Source organism: Alishewanella sp. d11, assembly GCF_049390205.1.
In the GTDB taxonomy this organism is placed as follows: domain Bacteria; phylum Pseudomonadota; class Gammaproteobacteria; order Enterobacterales; family Alteromonadaceae; genus Alishewanella.
Genome location: NZ_CP186547.1, coordinates 877,692 through 895,563, shown reverse-complemented (window position 1 = coordinate 895,563; position 17,872 = coordinate 877,692). Strand labels below are relative to the sequence as shown.

Annotated in this window: 11 protein-coding genes; 8 read left to right on the top strand and 3 right to left on the bottom strand. The window is 47.6% G+C overall.

Annotation, left to right across the window (positions count from 1 at the left end):
- The first annotated feature begins 97 nt into the window (after positions 1 to 97).
- The 3 genes from guaB (at position 98) to ACO1PK_RS04120 (ending at position 3,955) form a co-directional block, all read left to right on the top strand.
- Positions 98 to 1,567 (top strand): IMP dehydrogenase, encoded by a 1,470-nt coding sequence (gene guaB / locus ACO1PK_RS04130; RefSeq protein ID WP_189480316.1) that lies wholly within the window; start codon positions 98 to 100, stop codon positions 1,565 to 1,567.
- Positions 1,568 to 1,625: 58 nt separating this feature from the next.
- Positions 1,626 to 3,203 carry a glutamine-hydrolyzing GMP synthase gene (guaA, locus tag ACO1PK_RS04125; protein ID WP_423187407.1) on the top strand — a complete coding sequence of 526 codons (1,578 nt, stop codon included), beginning with the start codon at positions 1,626 to 1,628 and terminating at the stop codon, positions 3,201 to 3,203.
- A 269-nt stretch (positions 3,204 to 3,472) separates the two neighbouring features.
- Positions 3,473 to 3,955: a GNAT family N-acetyltransferase gene (locus ACO1PK_RS04120; protein WP_423187406.1), complete on the top strand. Its 483-nt coding sequence runs from the start codon at positions 3,473 to 3,475 to the stop codon at positions 3,953 to 3,955.
- 82 nt (positions 3,956 to 4,037) lie between these two features.
- Here ACO1PK_RS04120 and srmB read toward each other — a convergent pair whose 3' ends face one another.
- Positions 4,038 to 5,258, bottom strand: a complete 1,221-nt coding sequence (gene srmB, locus ACO1PK_RS04115; RefSeq protein ID WP_423187405.1) for an ATP-dependent RNA helicase SrmB — start codon at positions 5,256 to 5,258, stop codon at positions 4,038 to 4,040.
- A gap of 74 nt (positions 5,259 to 5,332) precedes the next feature.
- Between srmB and ACO1PK_RS04110 the strand changes: the two genes are divergently transcribed.
- Complete coding sequence (locus ACO1PK_RS04110; protein ID WP_423187404.1) at positions 5,333 to 6,061, top strand: tRNA1(Val) (adenine(37)-N6)-methyltransferase; 729 nt, start codon at positions 5,333 to 5,335, stop codon at positions 6,059 to 6,061.
- Positions 6,062 to 6,247: 186 nt separating this feature from the next.
- Here ACO1PK_RS04110 and ACO1PK_RS04105 read toward each other — a convergent pair whose 3' ends face one another.
- Positions 6,248 to 7,228 (bottom strand): helix-turn-helix domain-containing protein, encoded by a 981-nt coding sequence (locus ACO1PK_RS04105; protein ID WP_423187403.1) that lies wholly within the window; start codon positions 7,226 to 7,228, stop codon positions 6,248 to 6,250.
- A gap of 255 nt (positions 7,229 to 7,483) precedes the next feature.
- On the opposite strand from ACO1PK_RS04105, the gene ACO1PK_RS04100 reads away from it, so the two are divergent.
- On the top strand, positions 7,484 to 13,696 hold the full coding sequence (locus ACO1PK_RS04100; protein ID WP_423187402.1) for a YDG domain-containing protein: 6,213 nt from the start codon (positions 7,484 to 7,486) through the stop codon (positions 13,694 to 13,696).
- A gap of 29 nt (positions 13,697 to 13,725) precedes the next feature.
- On the top strand, positions 13,726 to 15,423 hold the full coding sequence (locus ACO1PK_RS04095) for a ShlB/FhaC/HecB family hemolysin secretion/activation protein (RefSeq protein WP_423187401.1): 1,698 nt from the start codon (positions 13,726 to 13,728) through the stop codon (positions 15,421 to 15,423).
- Between the two features lie 59 nt (positions 15,424 to 15,482).
- On the opposite strand, the gene fldB is transcribed toward ACO1PK_RS04095, so the two are convergent.
- Positions 15,483 to 16,004 carry a flavodoxin FldB gene (gene fldB, locus ACO1PK_RS04090; protein ID WP_423187400.1) on the bottom strand — a complete coding sequence of 174 codons (522 nt, stop codon included), beginning with the start codon at positions 16,002 to 16,004 and terminating at the stop codon, positions 15,483 to 15,485.
- A 193-nt stretch (positions 16,005 to 16,197) separates the two neighbouring features.
- Here fldB and xerD point away from each other — a divergent pair, with 193 nt between their 5' ends.
- On the top strand, positions 16,198 to 17,115 hold the full coding sequence (xerD, locus tag ACO1PK_RS04085) for a site-specific tyrosine recombinase XerD (RefSeq protein ID WP_423187399.1): 918 nt from the start codon (positions 16,198 to 16,200) through the stop codon (positions 17,113 to 17,115).
- A 19-nt stretch (positions 17,116 to 17,134) separates the two neighbouring features.
- On the top strand, positions 17,135 to 17,866 hold the full coding sequence (gene dsbC, locus ACO1PK_RS04080) for a bifunctional protein-disulfide isomerase/oxidoreductase DsbC (RefSeq protein ID WP_423187398.1): 732 nt from the start codon (positions 17,135 to 17,137) through the stop codon (positions 17,864 to 17,866).
- The last annotated feature ends 6 nt before the right edge of the window (positions 17,867 to 17,872 follow it).

Sequence of the window (17,872 nt, the reverse complement as noted above, 5' to 3'; positions counted from 1 at the left end):
GACAAAAAGAAAAAACCGTTTGTTCTATCGCCAGATTTCCGCTAAAATTGCACCGCAACATTCCCTATCTTTTCATCCACACAGCGAGATTGTTGCAATGCTTAGGATCATTAAAGAAGCCCTTACCTTTGACGATGTGTTATTGGTGCCGGCGCACTCTTCCGTGCTACCCCATACTGCGGACTTACGCACAAAATTAACCAACACAATCACGCTTAACATTCCTATGGTCTCCGCTTCTATGGATACCGTAACGGAAGCGCGCTTGGCTATTGCTTTAGCGCAAGAAGGTGGTATTGGTTTTATTCATAAAAATATGACCATTGAAGAACAAGCCGCCAACGTGCGTAAAGTAAAAAAATATGAAAGTGGTGTGGTTTCTGATCCTGTTACTGCTTCGGCCGAAATGACGGTGCGTGATGTACAAGCTCTGGCCCAGCAACATGGCTTCTCTGGCTTTCCGGTATTAGACAAGCAAGGCGATCTGGTCGGTATTGTTACCGGCCGCGATATGAGCTTTGAAGCTAACCTGCAAGCGAAGGTTACCGAAGTGATGACACCACGCGAAAAGCTGGTGACAGTAAACGAAAACGCGCCGCGTGAAGATGCCTTAAAGTTGATGCATAAGCATCGCATTGAAAAAGTCTTAGTCGTGGACGATAGCTTTAAATTAAAAGGCTTGATCACCGTTCGCGATTACTACAAAGCCGCCAGCAAGCCTAATGCTTGTAAAGACGAGTTAGGTCGTTTACGCGTCGGTGCTGCGGTGGGCGTAGGCCCTGGCACGGATGAGCGTATTGCGGCACTAGTGGAAGCTGGCGTGGATATTCTGCTGATTGATACTTCGCATGGCCACTCACAAGGTGTTATTGACCGTGTGAAACAAACCCGTGCCCAGTACCCTGATTTACAAATTGTCGCTGGTAACGTAGCAACGGCTGAAGGCGCCAAGGCGTTGGCTGAAGCCGGTGCTAATGCGGTAAAAGTGGGCATTGGTCCAGGTTCTATTTGTACTACCCGGATTGTTACCGGTTGTGGTGTACCACAAATTACCGCTATCTCTGATGCTGTTGAAGGCGTTAAAGGTACCGATGTGTGCATTATTGCCGATGGCGGTATCCGTTTCTCTGGTGATGTGGCTAAAGCCTTAGTCGCTGGCGCGCACTGTGTGATGGTCGGTTCTATGTTTGCCGGTACGGAAGAAGCGCCGGGTGAAGTAGAGTTATATCAGGGCCGTTACTATAAGTCTTACCGTGGTATGGGCTCGTTAGGTGCTATGGCACAGCGTAATGGTTCATCAGATCGTTATTTCCAGGGCAGCAACAACGCGGAAAAATTGGTACCTGAAGGTATCGAAGGCCGTGTGGCTTATAAAGGCCCGATTGAAAATATTATCCATCAGCAAATGGGCGGTTTACGCTCAGCCATGGGCTTAACCGGTTCTGCAGATATCGAAACCTTAAGAACCAAGCCGCAGTTTGTTAAAGTTACCGCTGCCGGCATGGGCGAGTCGCATGTGCACGATGTGCAAATTACCAAAGAAGCACCCAACTATCGGTTAGGTTAACCGCTTTCGGCTTTCAGGGCTGGCTTATGGCCAGCCCGCTTACTTTGTAAAGGTTAGTATGAACAAAAATATCCATCATCATCGCATTTTAATCCTCGACTTTGGTTCGCAATACACCCAGCTTATCGCCCGCCGTGTGCGCGAAATTGGCGTGTACTGTGAGCTTTGGGCTTGGGATGTCACCGAAGCGCAAATTCGTGAGTTTAACCCAACCGGTATTATTTTATCGGGCGGCCCAGAGAGTGTGCATGAAGCCAATTCCCCGCGTGCGCCGCAGTATGTATTTGAAGCCGGTGTGCCGGTATTAGGCATTTGCTATGGTATGCAAACCATGGCCGAGCAGCTGGGTGGTAAGGTGCAAGGCTCGGATATGCGCGAGTTTGGTTATGCCCAGGTTGAAGTGATAGCCAAAAACGATCTGTTTGCCAAAATTGAAGATCATATTGGTAGTAATGGTAACGCCTTGTTAGATGTTTGGATGAGCCATGGCGATAAAGTGGTACAAATTCCGGAAGGCTTTGTCACCTGTGCCAGTACACCGACTTGCCCGCATGCTGGTATGGTGGATGAAGCGCGCCAATTCTATGGTGTACAGTTCCACCCCGAAGTAACGCATACCCGTCAGGGTTTGCGGATGTTGGAGCATTTTGTAGCTGATATCTGTGGTTGCGACAAGCTATGGACACCGGCTTCGATTATTGAAGACGCGGTTATTCGCTTAAAGCAGCAAATTGGTGATGATCAGGTTATTTTAGGTTTATCCGGTGGTGTGGATAGCTCTGTTGTAGCCATGCTGTTACACCGCGCTATTGGTAAAAACTTGACCTGTGTGTTCGTCGATAATGGCCTGTTACGCTTAAACGAAGGCAAGCAGGTGATGGATATGTTTGGCGATCACTTTGGCCTTAATATCATCAAGATTGATGCTGAGCAGCGTTTCCTCGATGCGCTAGCCGGTGAAAATGAGCCAGAAGCCAAGCGCAAAATTATTGGCCGGGTCTTTGTCGAAGTGTTCGACGAAGAATCGCAAAAACTGGAAAATGCGAAATGGTTAGCACAGGGCACCATTTATCCGGATGTGATTGAGTCTGCAGGCTCAGCTACCGGTAAAGCCCATGTGATTAAATCGCACCATAACGTAGGTGGTTTACCGGCACATATGAAGCTGGGTTTAGTTGAACCACTGCGTGAGCTGTTTAAAGACGAAGTGCGCAAGGTCGGCCTAGAGTTAGGCCTGCCGTACGATATGCTGTTCCGTCATCCGTTCCCTGGCCCAGGCCTTGGTGTGCGGGTACTGGGCGAAATCAAAAAGGAATATTGCGATATTCTGCGCCGTGCCGATGCCATCTTTATCGAAGAGCTGCATAAAGCCGATCTGTACAATAAAGTTAGCCAAGCCTTTGCGGTATTCCTGCCAGTAAAATCGGTAGGTGTGATGGGCGATGCCCGTAAGTACGATTGGGTAGTCTCACTGCGCGCGGTAGAAACTGTTGATTTTATGACGGCCCATTGGGCGCACTTGCCATATGAGTTATTGGGTAAGGTGTCGAATCGGATTATTAACGAAATCAATGGTATTTCACGAGTGGTGTACGATATTTCAGGTAAGCCGCCAGCCACTATCGAGTGGGAATAATTTTGACGTCGTCTTTGCTGCTGTAGCGGCATTGCCTTCTGCTTTTACCCCGGTCACATACTTTATGTATGCTCCCGGGGCTAAAAACCTCGGCGGCTTTGCTACAACAGCAAAGTCTTAGTCAAAATGCCCGCTAAGTATAAGGCGTTGTCTTTGTCACTGTAGCGGCATTGTCATCGCCGCTCACCCCGGTCAGCCCCTTTTTAGTTCGCGAGCAATGTATTACTCTATACTGCTTGCTGTTAATTTTCTGTATTTGATAAAACCTGATGAATTCTAAGCCGATATTATGCTTGCTAAAACACTGCCCAGAACATATTCCAGCAATTGCCAAGTGGCACTATCAGGAATGGGGGGCGCTCTTTCCGGAGAAAAGCGCGGCTGATTTTGCCAGCGATTTGGCGGCTACTTTAAATGACGCTGAGTTGCCAATAAGTTGGGTGCTGCTGTTAGAACAGCAAGTGGTAGGAACGGCGTCGATTTTATTGCAAGATATGCAAACCAACCGTGATTTATCGCCCTGGCTGGCCAATATTTATTTGGCACCTGCGGCGCGAGGCAAAGGTTTAGGTAAATGGCTGGTGTTACAAGTAATGCAGCAAGCGCAACAGCTAGGCTTAACCAAGCTGTACTTATTTACGGAAGATAAGCCTGAGTTTTATCAGCAACTCGGTTGGCAGCCGTTACAGCAGGAGCTTTACGAAGGCAAGCGGGTCACCGTTATGCATTGGCAGGCAAAATGCAGCAAATAGTATAGGGCGAGAATGATGCTAATAAAAAGCCGCAGTACAGATTGCGGCTATTTGCGATGTGAAGTGCGATGTAACTCAGTGCTTACTTCTTAGCTTTTTTCGCTAGCTTTTTCGCGGCTAACTTACCTGGCTTTTTCACCTTTTTAGTCACTTTAGCTTCTTTATTTTTCGGACGTAAGCCTTCAATCACTCGGCGTTTTAATGGTTGCTCGGTATAGCGCTCAATTTTGCCAACCACGGCCATATCGTGTGCTTCGACTAATGAAATAGCCGTACCTTTTTTACCGGCGCGACCAGTGCGACCAATACGGTGTACATAGACATCAGCAGTGCGCGGCATATCATAGTTAATGACATGGCTGATATCGTCGATATCTAAACCCCGCGCAGCGACATCGGTCGCGACTAAAATGCGTACCTGATTATTTGTAAAACGCGCTAACGCCAGCAAACGCTTATCTTGTGGCATCTCACCTTGCAGCCAGCAGCTGCGGATGCCAGCGGTTTCTAGTTGACCGGTTAGCGTGGCTAAACGCTCGCGGGTTTTGACAAACACTATGGCTTTGGTCACTTCAGGTTGCTGTAATAAATGCACTAAAAGTGCCAATTTATGGTTAGCATCGTCTGCCAGATGGCACCATTGAATAATTTTGGCTTTTTCTTTGCGCGAGGGCTGGGCTTCTACCCGCTCAGGTTCTTTTAGCACATTAGCCGCAAAGCGCTCCAGCGAGGCGCCTTCCAAGGTGGCTGAAAATAAGAAGGTTTGGCGACGGCGTTTCGCCTCTAACACAATGCGGTTCATCTCACCAACAAAGCCCATATCTAACATGCGATCGGCTTCATCTAAGATGAGCAATTCGACTTCGTCAGCTTGAAAACTTTCTTCATCCAAATATTCAATTAAGCGCCCAGGTGTGGCGACTAAGATATCGTTATTTTTCTCTAACGTATCTTTATGGCTACCATAGTTAATACCGCCAGTAATTAGGCCGACATTTAAGGTTGTAAACTGACTAAACTGTTTGAACTCGTCATAAACCTGATAGGCCAGCTCGCGAGTAGGGGTCATGATCAGTACCCGAGCAAAGCCGGGATCGCGGCGGGGGAAATCCAGCAAATACTGGATAGCCGGTAACACAAATGCCAGTGTTTTACCGGTGCCGGTTGGCGCACTGGCCAGCAAGTCACGACCTTCCAGTGCTATGGGGATCGCCAATTGTTGGATCTGGGTTGGCTGATCAAAACCCGCCACTTCCAGTGCCCGGTTTAGGGCGTCATCCAGTTGAAACTCGGTAAAAGACATGGGTGTTACCTCAAGTTAAGCGTTTACCTTATGACTTTAAGCCTGACTGCGGTTAAACTGGCAGCGGAGGGCTTATGTCAGCAGGTTTTCAATGTAAACAATTCTATATTGCGCATCAGCATTGTGCGATGAAAGTCGGCACTGATGCACTGTTATTGGGAGCTTGGGCTCAGCTTCCCGCTCATGGCGCTATTTTAGATATAGGCGCTGGTAGCGGCATTATTAGTTTAATGCTGGCGCAGCGCAGTCAGGGCACTTTAGCGATTAATGCGGTAGAACTCGATAACGCCGCAGCGACGCAAGCAACAGACAATGTCCGGCATAGCCCCTGGCCTACAGCCATCAGGGTAATAAAGGACGATATTCTAACCTATCAGACCCCGCAACGTTATGCTTTAATTGTGTCTAACCCACCTTTTTTTCAGGATGCGTTAGCGAGCCAAGAGATTAAACGACACCAAGCGCGTCATACCGATAGCTTACCTTTTCGCGCTTTGTTAGAAAAAGCGGCCAGTTTACTAACCGCAGAAGGCGTCTTTAGTTTGATCTTGCCCGCCGTGAGTCAGGCGGCGTTTTCCAAAGCCGCCATCGCCAGTGGTTGGTCTTGTCAGCGGCTTTGCGCTGTACAAAGTAAAGCAGAAAAACCGGTTAGCCGCTATTTGCAAAGCTGGTCACTTGCGAATGTGAACAACCAAGCAGAGATGGCATTGCAACAGGCCGACAGTTTGTTAATACATGATGCCAATGGTCACTACTCAGAGCAGTACCGCACAATATTAAAAGACTTTTATTTAAAATTTTAGTAAAAACAAACCGCGTTAACCTTAGCTCACCATAACTCGGTGTTAATCAAGGATGCAACTTAACTGTCAGCAGCAACAGTTAGGGGTTATTCAGCCGAGTCCTCAAGCAATACGCTAATTTCGCCAAGAATTTGCTCAATCCACTGCGCTAACCGCTCATCGGTTTGCTCATATTGGTTTTACTTTTTACTTTTTACTTTTTTGTTGGCTTGGAGATATGCCAAAGCGTTGTTTGTACAAAGTTGCAAATTGCGCTGCAGAATAAAAGCCGAAGTTAGCTGCAATTTCAGTAATAGAATCATTTTCATTTGCTTTTATCAATCGCTGTTGAGCCATAAGTAAACGTTGCTCTTTTATCCACTGAAGAGGTGACAATTGCGTGTGTTTGCTGAACAGAAGTTGTAGTGTGCGGCCAGACATGAAAGAAATGGACTCTAGTTCTGTTAATGTAATATTTCTGTGTAAATTAGCAAAAATATAATCTTTAACTCGCTTTATAGTTTGTTCATGGTGTCTTTTATGTGACTCATCTGTTACTAATAAATCTGGGAACATCCAAATAGCTGCCATTCTATAAAGGTGGTCATCTAGACCAGAAAATTCAAGTAACTTTGTGTTGAAAGAGTAGAGATCGATTTGTTTAACTAAGCCCTTGAAAACATCTACAAAGTCAATGTTGTTATGTTGCAAAGTTAGTTCTATAGGATTTGCAAGTCTTTCCGTTAAGTCAAATGCTTTACCTCGCATGAGATTAAGGATATTTTGCAGACGTTGATGATTTATATCCATAATTAAGACTGAACGGTTTCCTGAATAGCCAATACGCTCACCTGGCGGAGCATATAGTCCAACATTATTTACCCCCCAATGTATTTTTTTGCCATTAACTATAGAAGTACTTTGTTCGCCAGCCGTAGGCAAAAAAATCGCAGAAGAATAATCAGAGTGAACTTTAGTAAAAATACGTGAATTAGATACGGAAGATATTTTTACTGTATTTACTAAAGCGCTGGCTGAGTAACTATAAAACTCTTTAACGTCGTCAAGAGATTCATATACCCCTCTCCATCCCATTGTTGATGAAACTTGTTCTTGCATTTGAAAGTAGCTTCGATGGAGTTGCGCTGTATTAAGCCCAAACTCTGGTAAAAGTTCGTGTTCATTCATTGCTCTTGCTCCGTAAAATCAAAATCTATTCGTATTCACTTTAGTTCATGTTGAAAAAATTATTTTATTAAACATGACGAAAAATTCGTTTTGGCATAAATGCATTTTCGCTTATATGAAAGCGATTTTCGCAGATAAAAACTAGACTCACCTCATTACAGAACTGAGACTTTTAAGACTTATGGGTCATATGAGACATTCTATGCGAGGTTGCAGTTCTAGTCATGTTTTTATTTATCTGAAGGAAGCCAGCCTATGAATCATATCTACCGTCTAATTTGGGACCCCGTTCAGCAACAGGTTGTTGTAGCCAGTGAAAAAGCCAAGGCGCGGGGTAAAAAAGGCCGTGTTGTAGGCGCGGTGATGGCAGCGGGCTTGATGAGCCAGGGTGCTTGGGCGTCCTCGGTTGCTGCGTTTGACCCGGTACAGGCGGGTATGACGGGCGTGGCACCACAGCGGGTTGCGATGGCGGTATCCAGTGCGCTACCTGCTACTACGTTGCCACAAAACGGAACAGTAACAGTTGGTGAGATTACGATAAATAGCGCTGGCAATGTGATGAACATTGAGCAGGCAACCCAGCGGGGTGCGATTAACTGGCATAGTTTCAGTGTAGGCAGTGATGCTACTGTCAACTTTTTGCAGCCGAACAGCAGTGCCATCACACTAAACCGGGTAGTAGGCCATGAAAGCAGTGTGATAGACGGTGCTATTAATGCCAATGGTCAGGTCTGGATTTTAAACAGTCATGGCGTGTTATTTAACCGCGATGCCCAGGTTAATGTCGGTAGCCTGATAGCGACCACGCTGGAGATGAATGATGCCGACTTTGCTGCTGGCAGTACAACCTTTGCTGCGGGTTCAGGTCGTGGAAGCATTATCAATTTAGGTACTTTACAGGCTGCTGATGCAGGCTACATTGCGCTACTGGGGCAGCAAGTTGCCAATGAGGGCATCATTCATGCTCGGCTTGGCACTGCGATGCTGGCGGCGGCAGATAAGTTAACGCTGAATTTTAACGGTGACTCTCTGGTGGGTGTCACTATTGAGCGAGGAACCCTGCAGGCATTGGTCGAAAACAAACAGGCGATTATTGCTGACGGGGGACTGGTTACTCTGACTGCAAAAGGTCTGGACGAGGTGATGCGCACAGTGGTGAATAACAGCGGTGAAATCCGTGCTCAGACCATTCAAAACAAAGAGGGGCGGATTTTTCTGCTGGGCGGCATGGAGAACGACCGCATTGAAGTGGCGGGCAAGTTAGATGCCAGTGCACCGGACGGTGGCAATGGTGGTTTTATTGAGACCTCAGCGGCGAATGTGCAGATTAAAGAAGGTTTAACTGTTACCACCAAAGCGGAAAGCGGTGAGACGGGTGAGTGGTTAATCGACCCAACGGATATTTATATAGTCAGTGGGGCAAATGATGCTAACCAATTAATCGGCGGTACCAACCCCAATAGTGGTGATCCTGACTCCAGTAATATTCACAATGAGACCATCAATACTGCATTGGCGTCAACCAATGTCACCATCACAACAGCCTCAAACGGTTCTGGCGCTGGTGATATTTATGTTAACGCAGATATTACATGGGTTAGTGAGAATACTTTAACCCTCTCAGCAGATAGAAATATATATATAAACGCAATAATCGATCTAAGTAATCCACAAGGACTTGGCGGTGGTATTTCACTTTATTATGGTCAAGGTGATGTCGCAGAAAATAATACAGCGAGCTATAACTTTGGATTAACAAACTCGGGATTTTCAGGAAAAATTAATTTACCATCAAACGGATTATTTACAACAAAGCTGGGGAGCGATGGAAGTGTAACTTATTATTCTGTAATAACTTCCTTAGGTTTAGCTGAAGACTTTAGTGGATTCCCTGCAGAACCTACACTTCAATGGATGGCAAATCAAGTTGCACTGGATATGAATTTTGTACTAGGTGCTGATATTGATGCCTCAGACACAGCAAACTGGAATAGTGGTGAGGGCTGGACGCCAATAGGTAACGATACAAATAAATTTACAGGTAAATTTGATGGGTTAGGTCATACTATTTCAGGATTAACTGTCAATCGAGGGGAAGCTGATTATCAAGGATTCTTTGGATTTACAGATGGTGCGATAGTACAAAATATTGGTACAAAGGATGGAAGTATTACTGGGCTAGGTGCAGTTGGTGGTATCGTTGGATGGAGTGAGAACTCAAATATTAATAACATCTACAATACAGGAACTGTTACTGGTCTTGGTGCCTCTATTGGAGGAGTTATTGGTCGACTTCACAGTGGCATAATAGTAAATGGTTATTCAACAGGTTTAGTTACAGGTAACGGGGATGTTGGAGGCTTTGCTGGTTATGTTGAGGGTGAACTTCATAGTGTATTTGCAAGTGGTAATGTTAATGGTGGCGGTACTGATAGAGTTGGTGGTTTAGTTGGCTACTTAGTTGGTAGTGATAATACAACGGGTATTTCTAACGCTTATTCAACAGGTAATGTAAGTGGTCATGATTATGTGGGGGGGTTTGTAGGCCAGATATATGGTCGTAAAGTATCAAATTCTTATTCAGTGGGAGTAGTTTCAGGCTCGGCTAATGGGACAGTGGGTGGATTTGCTGGAACTATAAGTTCCGGGAATTTAGCTAGTCCAGCAGTAATAGAAAACTCATTTTGGAACAGTGAAACAGCTGGCCAGCCATCTGGAGTAATTGAAACTTCTGTTGGATCTACAATTTCTTTAAATGCTGGAACTACTGCAGGGATGAAACTCAAAGCGAGTTATATCACATCTCCGCCTTGGGATCTTACTGGTGAAGATGGTGTTTATCCCACACTTACTTTTGGTTCGGGGGTCAATGGTGCCTTCATTTGGCAGATGTCATCATCTATAACGCAACTTTTATTCACTCTTTCTCCTTTAACAGGTACTTATGTTTATAAAGGTTCAGCTTTCGAATTATCAGACCTTTGGTCGGCTGAATCGATCTTTGGCTCACAATATAGCTCATGGATTGCAGGACAAGATTATCAATTTATTTACAACAACGAAACCGTAACTGGATTCACTAATGCGGGTATTTTTAGCAATATTAGTATTGACATCCTAAAAGATGGTTACATTGTCGCTTCTAGTGGAAACACTAATGGTTCCTTAACGATTGATCCAAAAGCACTGACGTTATCAGCATCCAAAATTTATGACGGCAATGTTAATTTAACAGGGGCACACATTACATTCGGTGGATTGGTGGGGAGTGAAACGCTCACTTACACTGGTGCAACGGCGAATAGCAAAAATGTTGCGGATAATGCCACCAACTACATTACAGCCATTACTTTGGTAGATGGCACAGGTGTGAATGCAGGCCTAGCAAGCAATTACCAACTACCAACGCTTAATCTTGCAAATGCTCCTGTAGCGATTTCTCCAAAAGGCGTAATGGTGAATGCAGCTGTCGGAGATACCAAAGTCTATGACGGTACCACTGTTGCAACAATAAGCGGTGCGATGATTGTTGGCATGATGCCAGGCGATCACATTACCGTAAACACGGGGACATTTGCCGATGCTAATGCTGGTACTAAAGCTGTTACTCCAATTCTAAGTGGAGACGATGCTGGCAACTACTTCATTTCATTTATGCCGCCAGTTATTGGAACAATTACACCAAGAACACTCACCCTCAATGGTGCAGATAATTGGTTATTTGCTTTTGACAAAGACTATGACGGACTGACCTCAACAGATGCCACGATTTTGTTTGGTACGGGTATGGCGTCTTTGGGAGGGTTAGTTGGCAATGAAACTGTCAATGTCACTGCTGCGGGTGAGTTTGCCGATAAGAATGCAGGTGACAATAAAGATGTCACGGTAAGCTTCATACTCGCAGATGGCACAAATGGTGGCTTGGCGAGTAACTACGACTTAGCGGATATTATTAAGCAAGCCACCATTTATAAAAAGTACATTACGGTTACTGGGGACTTTACCGCGAATAACAAAACCTATGATGGAACCAGGGATGCGACGTTCGCTACCAATAGCTTGATATTGGATGGCTTAGCAGAGGGTGAGGCAATTACCTTATCTGGACTAGGGCTTGAGTTTGCTGACGCCAACGCAGGAACGGGTAAAACGGTTAACTTGATTGGTGGGGAAATCGCTTCAACTGAGACAGGGGATGCGGATAACTATGTCTTCACATTGGGTGAAGTGCCAGCGACTACTACAGCGGATATCCTGAAAAAAACACTCACCCTCAATGGTGCAGATAATTGGTTATTTGCTTTTGACAAAGACTATGACGGACTGACCTCAACAGATGCCACGATTTTGTTTGGTACGGGTATGGCGTCTTTGGGAGGGTTAGTTGGCAATGAAACTGTCAATGTCACTGCTGCGGGTGAGTTTGCCGATAAGAATGCAGGTGACAATAAAGATGTCACGGTAAGCTTCATACTCGCAGATGGCACAAATGGTGGCTTGGCGAGTAACTACGACTTAGCGGATATTATTAAGCAAGCCACCATTTATAAAAAGTACATTACGGTTACTGGGGACTTTACCGCGAATAACAAAACCTATGATGGAACCAGGGATGCGACGTTCGCTACCAATAGCTTGATATTGGATGGCTTAGCAGAGGGTGAGGCAATTACCTTATCTGGACTAGGGCTTGAGTTTGCTGACGCCAACGCAGGAACGGGTAAAACGGTTAACTTGATTGGTGGGGAAATCGCTTCAACTGAGACAGGGGATGCGGATAACTATGTCTTCACATTGGGTGAAGTGCCTGCAACTACAACAGCGGAGATCTTCAAAAAAGCTCTAACTATTTCAGGTTCAAGCGCTGATGATAAACACTATGATGGCAATACAACGGCAGCCGTCAATACGGGTGGTCTTAGCGGCATGTTGGAAGGCGATACCGTAGCGGTGACTGCGACGGGGGCCTTTGACAATGCTAATGCGGGTACCGGCAAGTCCGTGACGGTGACTTACTCCTTGGATAACCCAAACTACACGCTGGCGGATGAAACGCTGCTGGCAGATATTCTGGCGAAGGCGCTGAGTATCAGTGGCTCTGTGGTGAGCAATAAAACCTATGACGGCACGACAACGGCGTCAGTGACAGCCGGTGCGGTCAGCGGCATGTTGGAAGGCGATACCGTAGCGGTGACTGCGACGGGGGCCTTTGACAATGCTAATGCGGGTACTGGCAAGTCCGTAACGGTGACCTACACCTTGGATAACCCAAACTACACGCTGGCGGATGAAACGCTGCTGGCAGATATTCTGGCGAAGGCGCTGAGTATCAGTGGCTCTGTGGTGAGCAATAAAACCTATGACGGCACGACAACGGCGTCAGTGACAGCCGGTGCGGTCAGCGGCATGTTGGAAGGCGATACCGTAGCGGTGACTGCGACGGGGGCCTTTGGCAATGCTAATGCGGGTACCGGCAAGTCCGTGACGGTGACTTACTCCTTGGATAACCCAAACTACACGCTGGCGGATGAAACGCTGCTGGCAGATATTCTGGCGAAGGCGCTGAGTATCAGTGGCTCTGTGGTGAGCAATAAAACCTATGACGGCACGACAACGGCGTCAGTGACAGCCGGTGCGGTCAGCGGCATGTTGGAAGGCGATACCGTAGCGGTGACTGCGACGGGGGCCTTTGACAATGCTAATGCGGGTACTGGCAAGTCCGTAACGGTGACCTACACCTTGGATAACCCGAGCTACACGCTGGCGGATGAGGTTTTACTGGCGGATATTTTACGCCGTAGCCTGAGTATTGTCGGCACTCAGGTGCAAGATAAGGTATTTGATGGCTCGACCTTAGCACAGGTGATACTGGGGCAACTGCAAGGTCTGGTGGGTGATGAAACCTTAGTGGTGAGTGCAACTGGTACCTTTGACTCGGCAGCGCCAGGCAGCCGTACCGCGACGGTAGATTACAACCTTGCTGATGGTACTAATGGCGGTTTGGCTGCGAACTATGAGTTAGCGGCACAAATGGGACTAACTGCGACGATTAACCCGGCGACGCTTCCAACGCCCGTGGTGAATTTACTGGCTACTACTATTGGTCGTGAGAGCCTGCAACTGCAAGGCGCCACCTCAATCGTTAACCGTGGGGCTGAGGCCCAGCTATTTAGTGGTGAGCGACTGACAGCGGTCATCACCTTGCCAGTAGCTTTGGCTGAAGCCTTTGGCGAGGGTAATGCTCAAATGGTCTCAATGACGAATGGTGATGAAGCAACACTGGTGTTATCGCTTAATGAAGCGGAGTCATTGCTGTTTGGTGAGTCTGGAGGTGCGGAGGATGAGGAAGAGCGCGAAATCCGGGTACCGGTCAGCCGTAACTCTCTGGCACAGATTGTTAATGGGGGTGTCAGGCTACCAGAGGGTGTACAACAAAAAATCTTCTTGGTAAAGGGTAACCCACAATGACGCGCACTGAGCAGAAGAAGGATAAGAATATGCAGTTTGATTTAGTAAAGACATGGCGTGGTGCGATCTCGTTAACCGGCGTCTGGATGACGACGGCGGTGATGGCACAGAGCACGGTGCCACAGGTGGGGGATGTGATGCGTGAGGTGCCGGCAAAACCGCAGATTGAGCGGCCGAAAGCGGTGCTACCTCAGGTGGGGACAGAGCTGGCGCCGCCGATGCAGAGCTTGCCGGATGGCGGCGAGCGGGTGCAGGTTAGCACCTTTCGGATAGAGGGCAATCGCGAGATAGCCGTTGCAGAGCTGGAGGCGCTGGCCAACCGTCATGCGGGTAAAGCGATGACGCTGGCTGAGCTGGAAGCGGTGGCAACCGAGCTGACCCGTTACTACCGTACCCGCGGCTACTTTGTTGCCAGGGTTTATATTCCGGCGCAAGAGGTGGTGAATGATGTCATCGTGCTGCGGGCGGTTGAGGGCAATTATGGTCGTTTTATCTTGGAGAACCGCTCGTTGGTGCGGGATGGCATCGTGCAAGCCATGCTGGATGATGTGAAAAAATATGACATTGTCTCGCTGGATACGTTAGAGCGTGCGATGCTGATTATTAATGACACACCCGGTGTGCAGGTTGTCAGGGCGGATGTGATGCCGGGTGAGGCAGTCGGTACGTCAGATTTTGCGGTAGGTACTGTGGCGCTACCGGAGCATCAGGGCTATGTGTTGTTGGATAACTATGGCTCCAAGGCGACAGGCCGTGAGCGTCTTAGCGTAAACTGGGATTGGAACTCGCCGACTGGCAGTGGTGACCGTTTGTCGATAACCGGGTTGACCTCACTTAACGGGGATTTGTTAAACGGGCGGGCCGGGTATTCGACGGTATTAAGTGCCAGCGGCTGGCGGGGTGAGGCGGCGTTATCCCGCACCAATTATACGCTGGGCAGTCGGTTTGCGGCCTTGGATGCAGAAGGCGTTGCTACGGGTTTTGACTTGGGTGTGAGTTATCCTATCCGGCGCATCCGGGCGCAGACTATCGCCTTTAGCGCAGGCTATGCGATGCGAAATCTGAAGGATGAAGTAAAGGCTTTTGCTACCGAGACCCGCAAGCGCTCTCAGGTGCTCAGCGCCGGACTTAGCCTGCGGGATGAGGCCTACTTGTGGGGGCTGGATGGCTTAACAGAGGCCGATATTCGTTTGGGGCATGGTGATTTAACTATCCGTGATGCGCTATCGCTGGAGTTTGACCAATCGCCGTTGGGGCCAGATACGGAAGGGCGTTTTACCAAAGTTAATGTTAGCCTGAGTCGCTTAAGTTTATTACCGGATAGTTTTCGTTTACGGACCAGCATGCGCCACCAAAGCAGTTTTGGGGGTAAGAACCTGGATGGCAGCGAGCGTTTGGGGATAAGTGGCGTAGGCTCGGTGTCGGCTTACCCTTACAGCGAGGCGTCAGGTACAGATGCGAGCTTGCTGAGTGTAGAATTGAGCCGTCCGTTTGCGGGTAGTGAGCAATTGCAGCATGAGTGGAGTTTATTTGCGCAGACGGGGCAGGCGCGGGCAGTGAAGTCGGAGTCATATCAGAAGTTATCGGGCGTAGGTGTGGGTTGGAGCGGCCGCTATGGTCAGGGCTTGCTGCTAAGGGCTCAGGTTGCCCGTCAGTTATCGGGTGAGTCGGTCAGTGAGCCGGGGGATAAAACCCGCATCTGGCTGCAAGCGGGCTATATTTTTTAACAACGCGTACCGGCGGGCGACGACAGTCGCCCGTGTATTCTCAACATCGTGGTATTAAATCACGAATCTATTTCAGAAATTTCCAGCAAAATTTGCTCTACCCACTGCGCTAACCGCTCATCGGTTTGCTCATATTGGTTTTCATCGTCCAGCGCCAGGCCATAAAACCATTCGTTATCTGGGGTAACGGCTTTAGAAGCAATAAAGTCATAGCCTTGATTCGGCCAAAAACCGACGCGCTTAATATTTTGCTCGGCTAATTCATGGTGCAGCATACCTAAGGCGTCTTGAAACCATTCGGCATAGCCAATCTGATCACCCATGCCATACAGTGCCACTATTTTACCGGTAAGATCGACTTGGTTAATCTCCGGCCAGTGCGCTTCCCAATCTTCTTGAATTTCACCAAAATCCCAGGTGGATAAGCCTAAGATCAGAATATCGTAGTCAACCATTGCTGCAAGTGGGGTGTCTTTTAAGTTATGCAAAGCAACCAGTTCAGGGCCAATTAGCGCTTGAATTTTTTCTGCCACCATTTCGGTATAGCAGGTGGTTGAACCGTAAAATAAGCCAATCTTCATTAAGTACTACACCTAAAATTGCATAACGCTATTTTATACCCAAACGGGGGGAAGATGCGAGCTTAGTGCTTAGTGACGCTCTTGCTATGTTGCTGAGTGGAAGGCTGTACTGACGGCGAAGAAAGCGTGCGAAACCTGTTCCTTGTTACGTAATTCCGTTATGATACGGGCCTGTGTATTTGAAAAGTCTGCTATGCGTACTACTGCTACTATCGAGCTCTCCGCCAACACTTTGGGGGTAATTCAACAGTTTCTGGATCAGCTGTATTTAGAGCAAGATGCCAGCCCGCATACCTTAAGTGCTTATGGTACCGATCTGAAGCATTTCGCGCGTTATATGCAACTAAGGCAACAATCGCTATTTATGGTAGAGGCGAATGATATTAACGCTTATTTGGCCGAACGGGTGGATCAGGGCTTTAACCCACGTAGTACGTCCCGTTTGTTAAGCAGTTTGCGCCGTTTTTATGGCTATTGGCATCAACAGGGTGAACTATCCAGTAATCCGGTAGTGCATTTACTTAACCCGAAAATTGGCAGTAGCCTACCGAAAACCTTGTCAGAAGCCGATGTCGATGCCTTACTTGCAGCGCCGGACTTAACGGATACCATTCAATTTCGTGATAAAGCCATGCTAGAACTGCTGTATGCCACGGGGCTGCGGGTGACGGAGTTAGTTAGCTTAAGCATGCAGCAACTCTATATTAATCAGGGCGTAGTGCGCGTGCTGGGTAAGGGCCGCAAAGAGCGCTTAGTGCCGATGGGGGAAGAGGCGCAATATTGGTTAAGTCGTTATCTGCAAGAGATTCGGCCTATGCTGTTGGGCACGGCCCAAGATGTGGTGTTTCCCAGTAATCGCCAGCAAGCGATGACGCGGCAAACCTTCTGGCATCGAATAAAATTTTATGCCAAAGTAGCGGGCATTCAGGCAACCTTGTCACCACATACGGTACGGCATGCCTTTGCTACGCATTTACTTAATCATGGTGCAGATTTACGCGTTGTGCAGCTGTTATTAGGGCATAGCGATTTATCAACAACTCAAATTTATACGCATGTGGCGCAAGCGCGACTGCAACAACTGCATCAACAACATCATCCGCGAGGTTAGCGTGGAGACAGGAAATCGTATGAAATTTGCTTTAAAAACCCTGAGCGCTGTATTACTTAGCGCAAGTTTACCGCTAGTCGCTTCTGCCAATGAGCAAAAAATTAATGACGCCATGGCTCAAGTTGGCTTAACCGTGCAGCAGATCAGCCCCTCGCCAATGGCGGGTGTCTCGCAAGTGGTTACCGATCGTGGCTTGTTTTTTATGTCGGCAGATGGCCGCTATTTAATTGCCGGTAATATTCTGGATTTAGAAAGCTGGCAAGAAGTGCGAGGCCAGCAAGTACCGGCCAATTTAAAAGATCAGGTGATGGCGCCCATTATCGTCGAAAAACTAGCACAACAAAAAGACAGCGTCATTGAGTACAAAGCGCCAAACGAAAAGTATGTGGTGCATGTGTTTACTGATCCCAGCTGTGGTTACTGTCGCAAACTGCATTCTGAAATGAAAGACTATTTAGCGGCTGGCATTACCGTGCGTTATTTAGCGTATCCGCGGGCTGGCGTGGCTTCAGAAACCGGCCTGCAAATGCAGCATATTTGGTGTGCGAAAAATCAGCGTAATGCCATGGATAACGCTAAAGACGTTAAAAAAGTTGATAAAGCCATGTGCCAAAACCCGGTGGCAAGCCATTATGAGTTAGGCCAGTTTTTTGGTGTGTCAGGTACGCCAGCAGTGATTTTGCCTGATGGCCAACTGATACCTGGTTATATGCCAGTGGCGGCCATGATTGAGCAGTTAGGTGCTAAATAAGGAGTT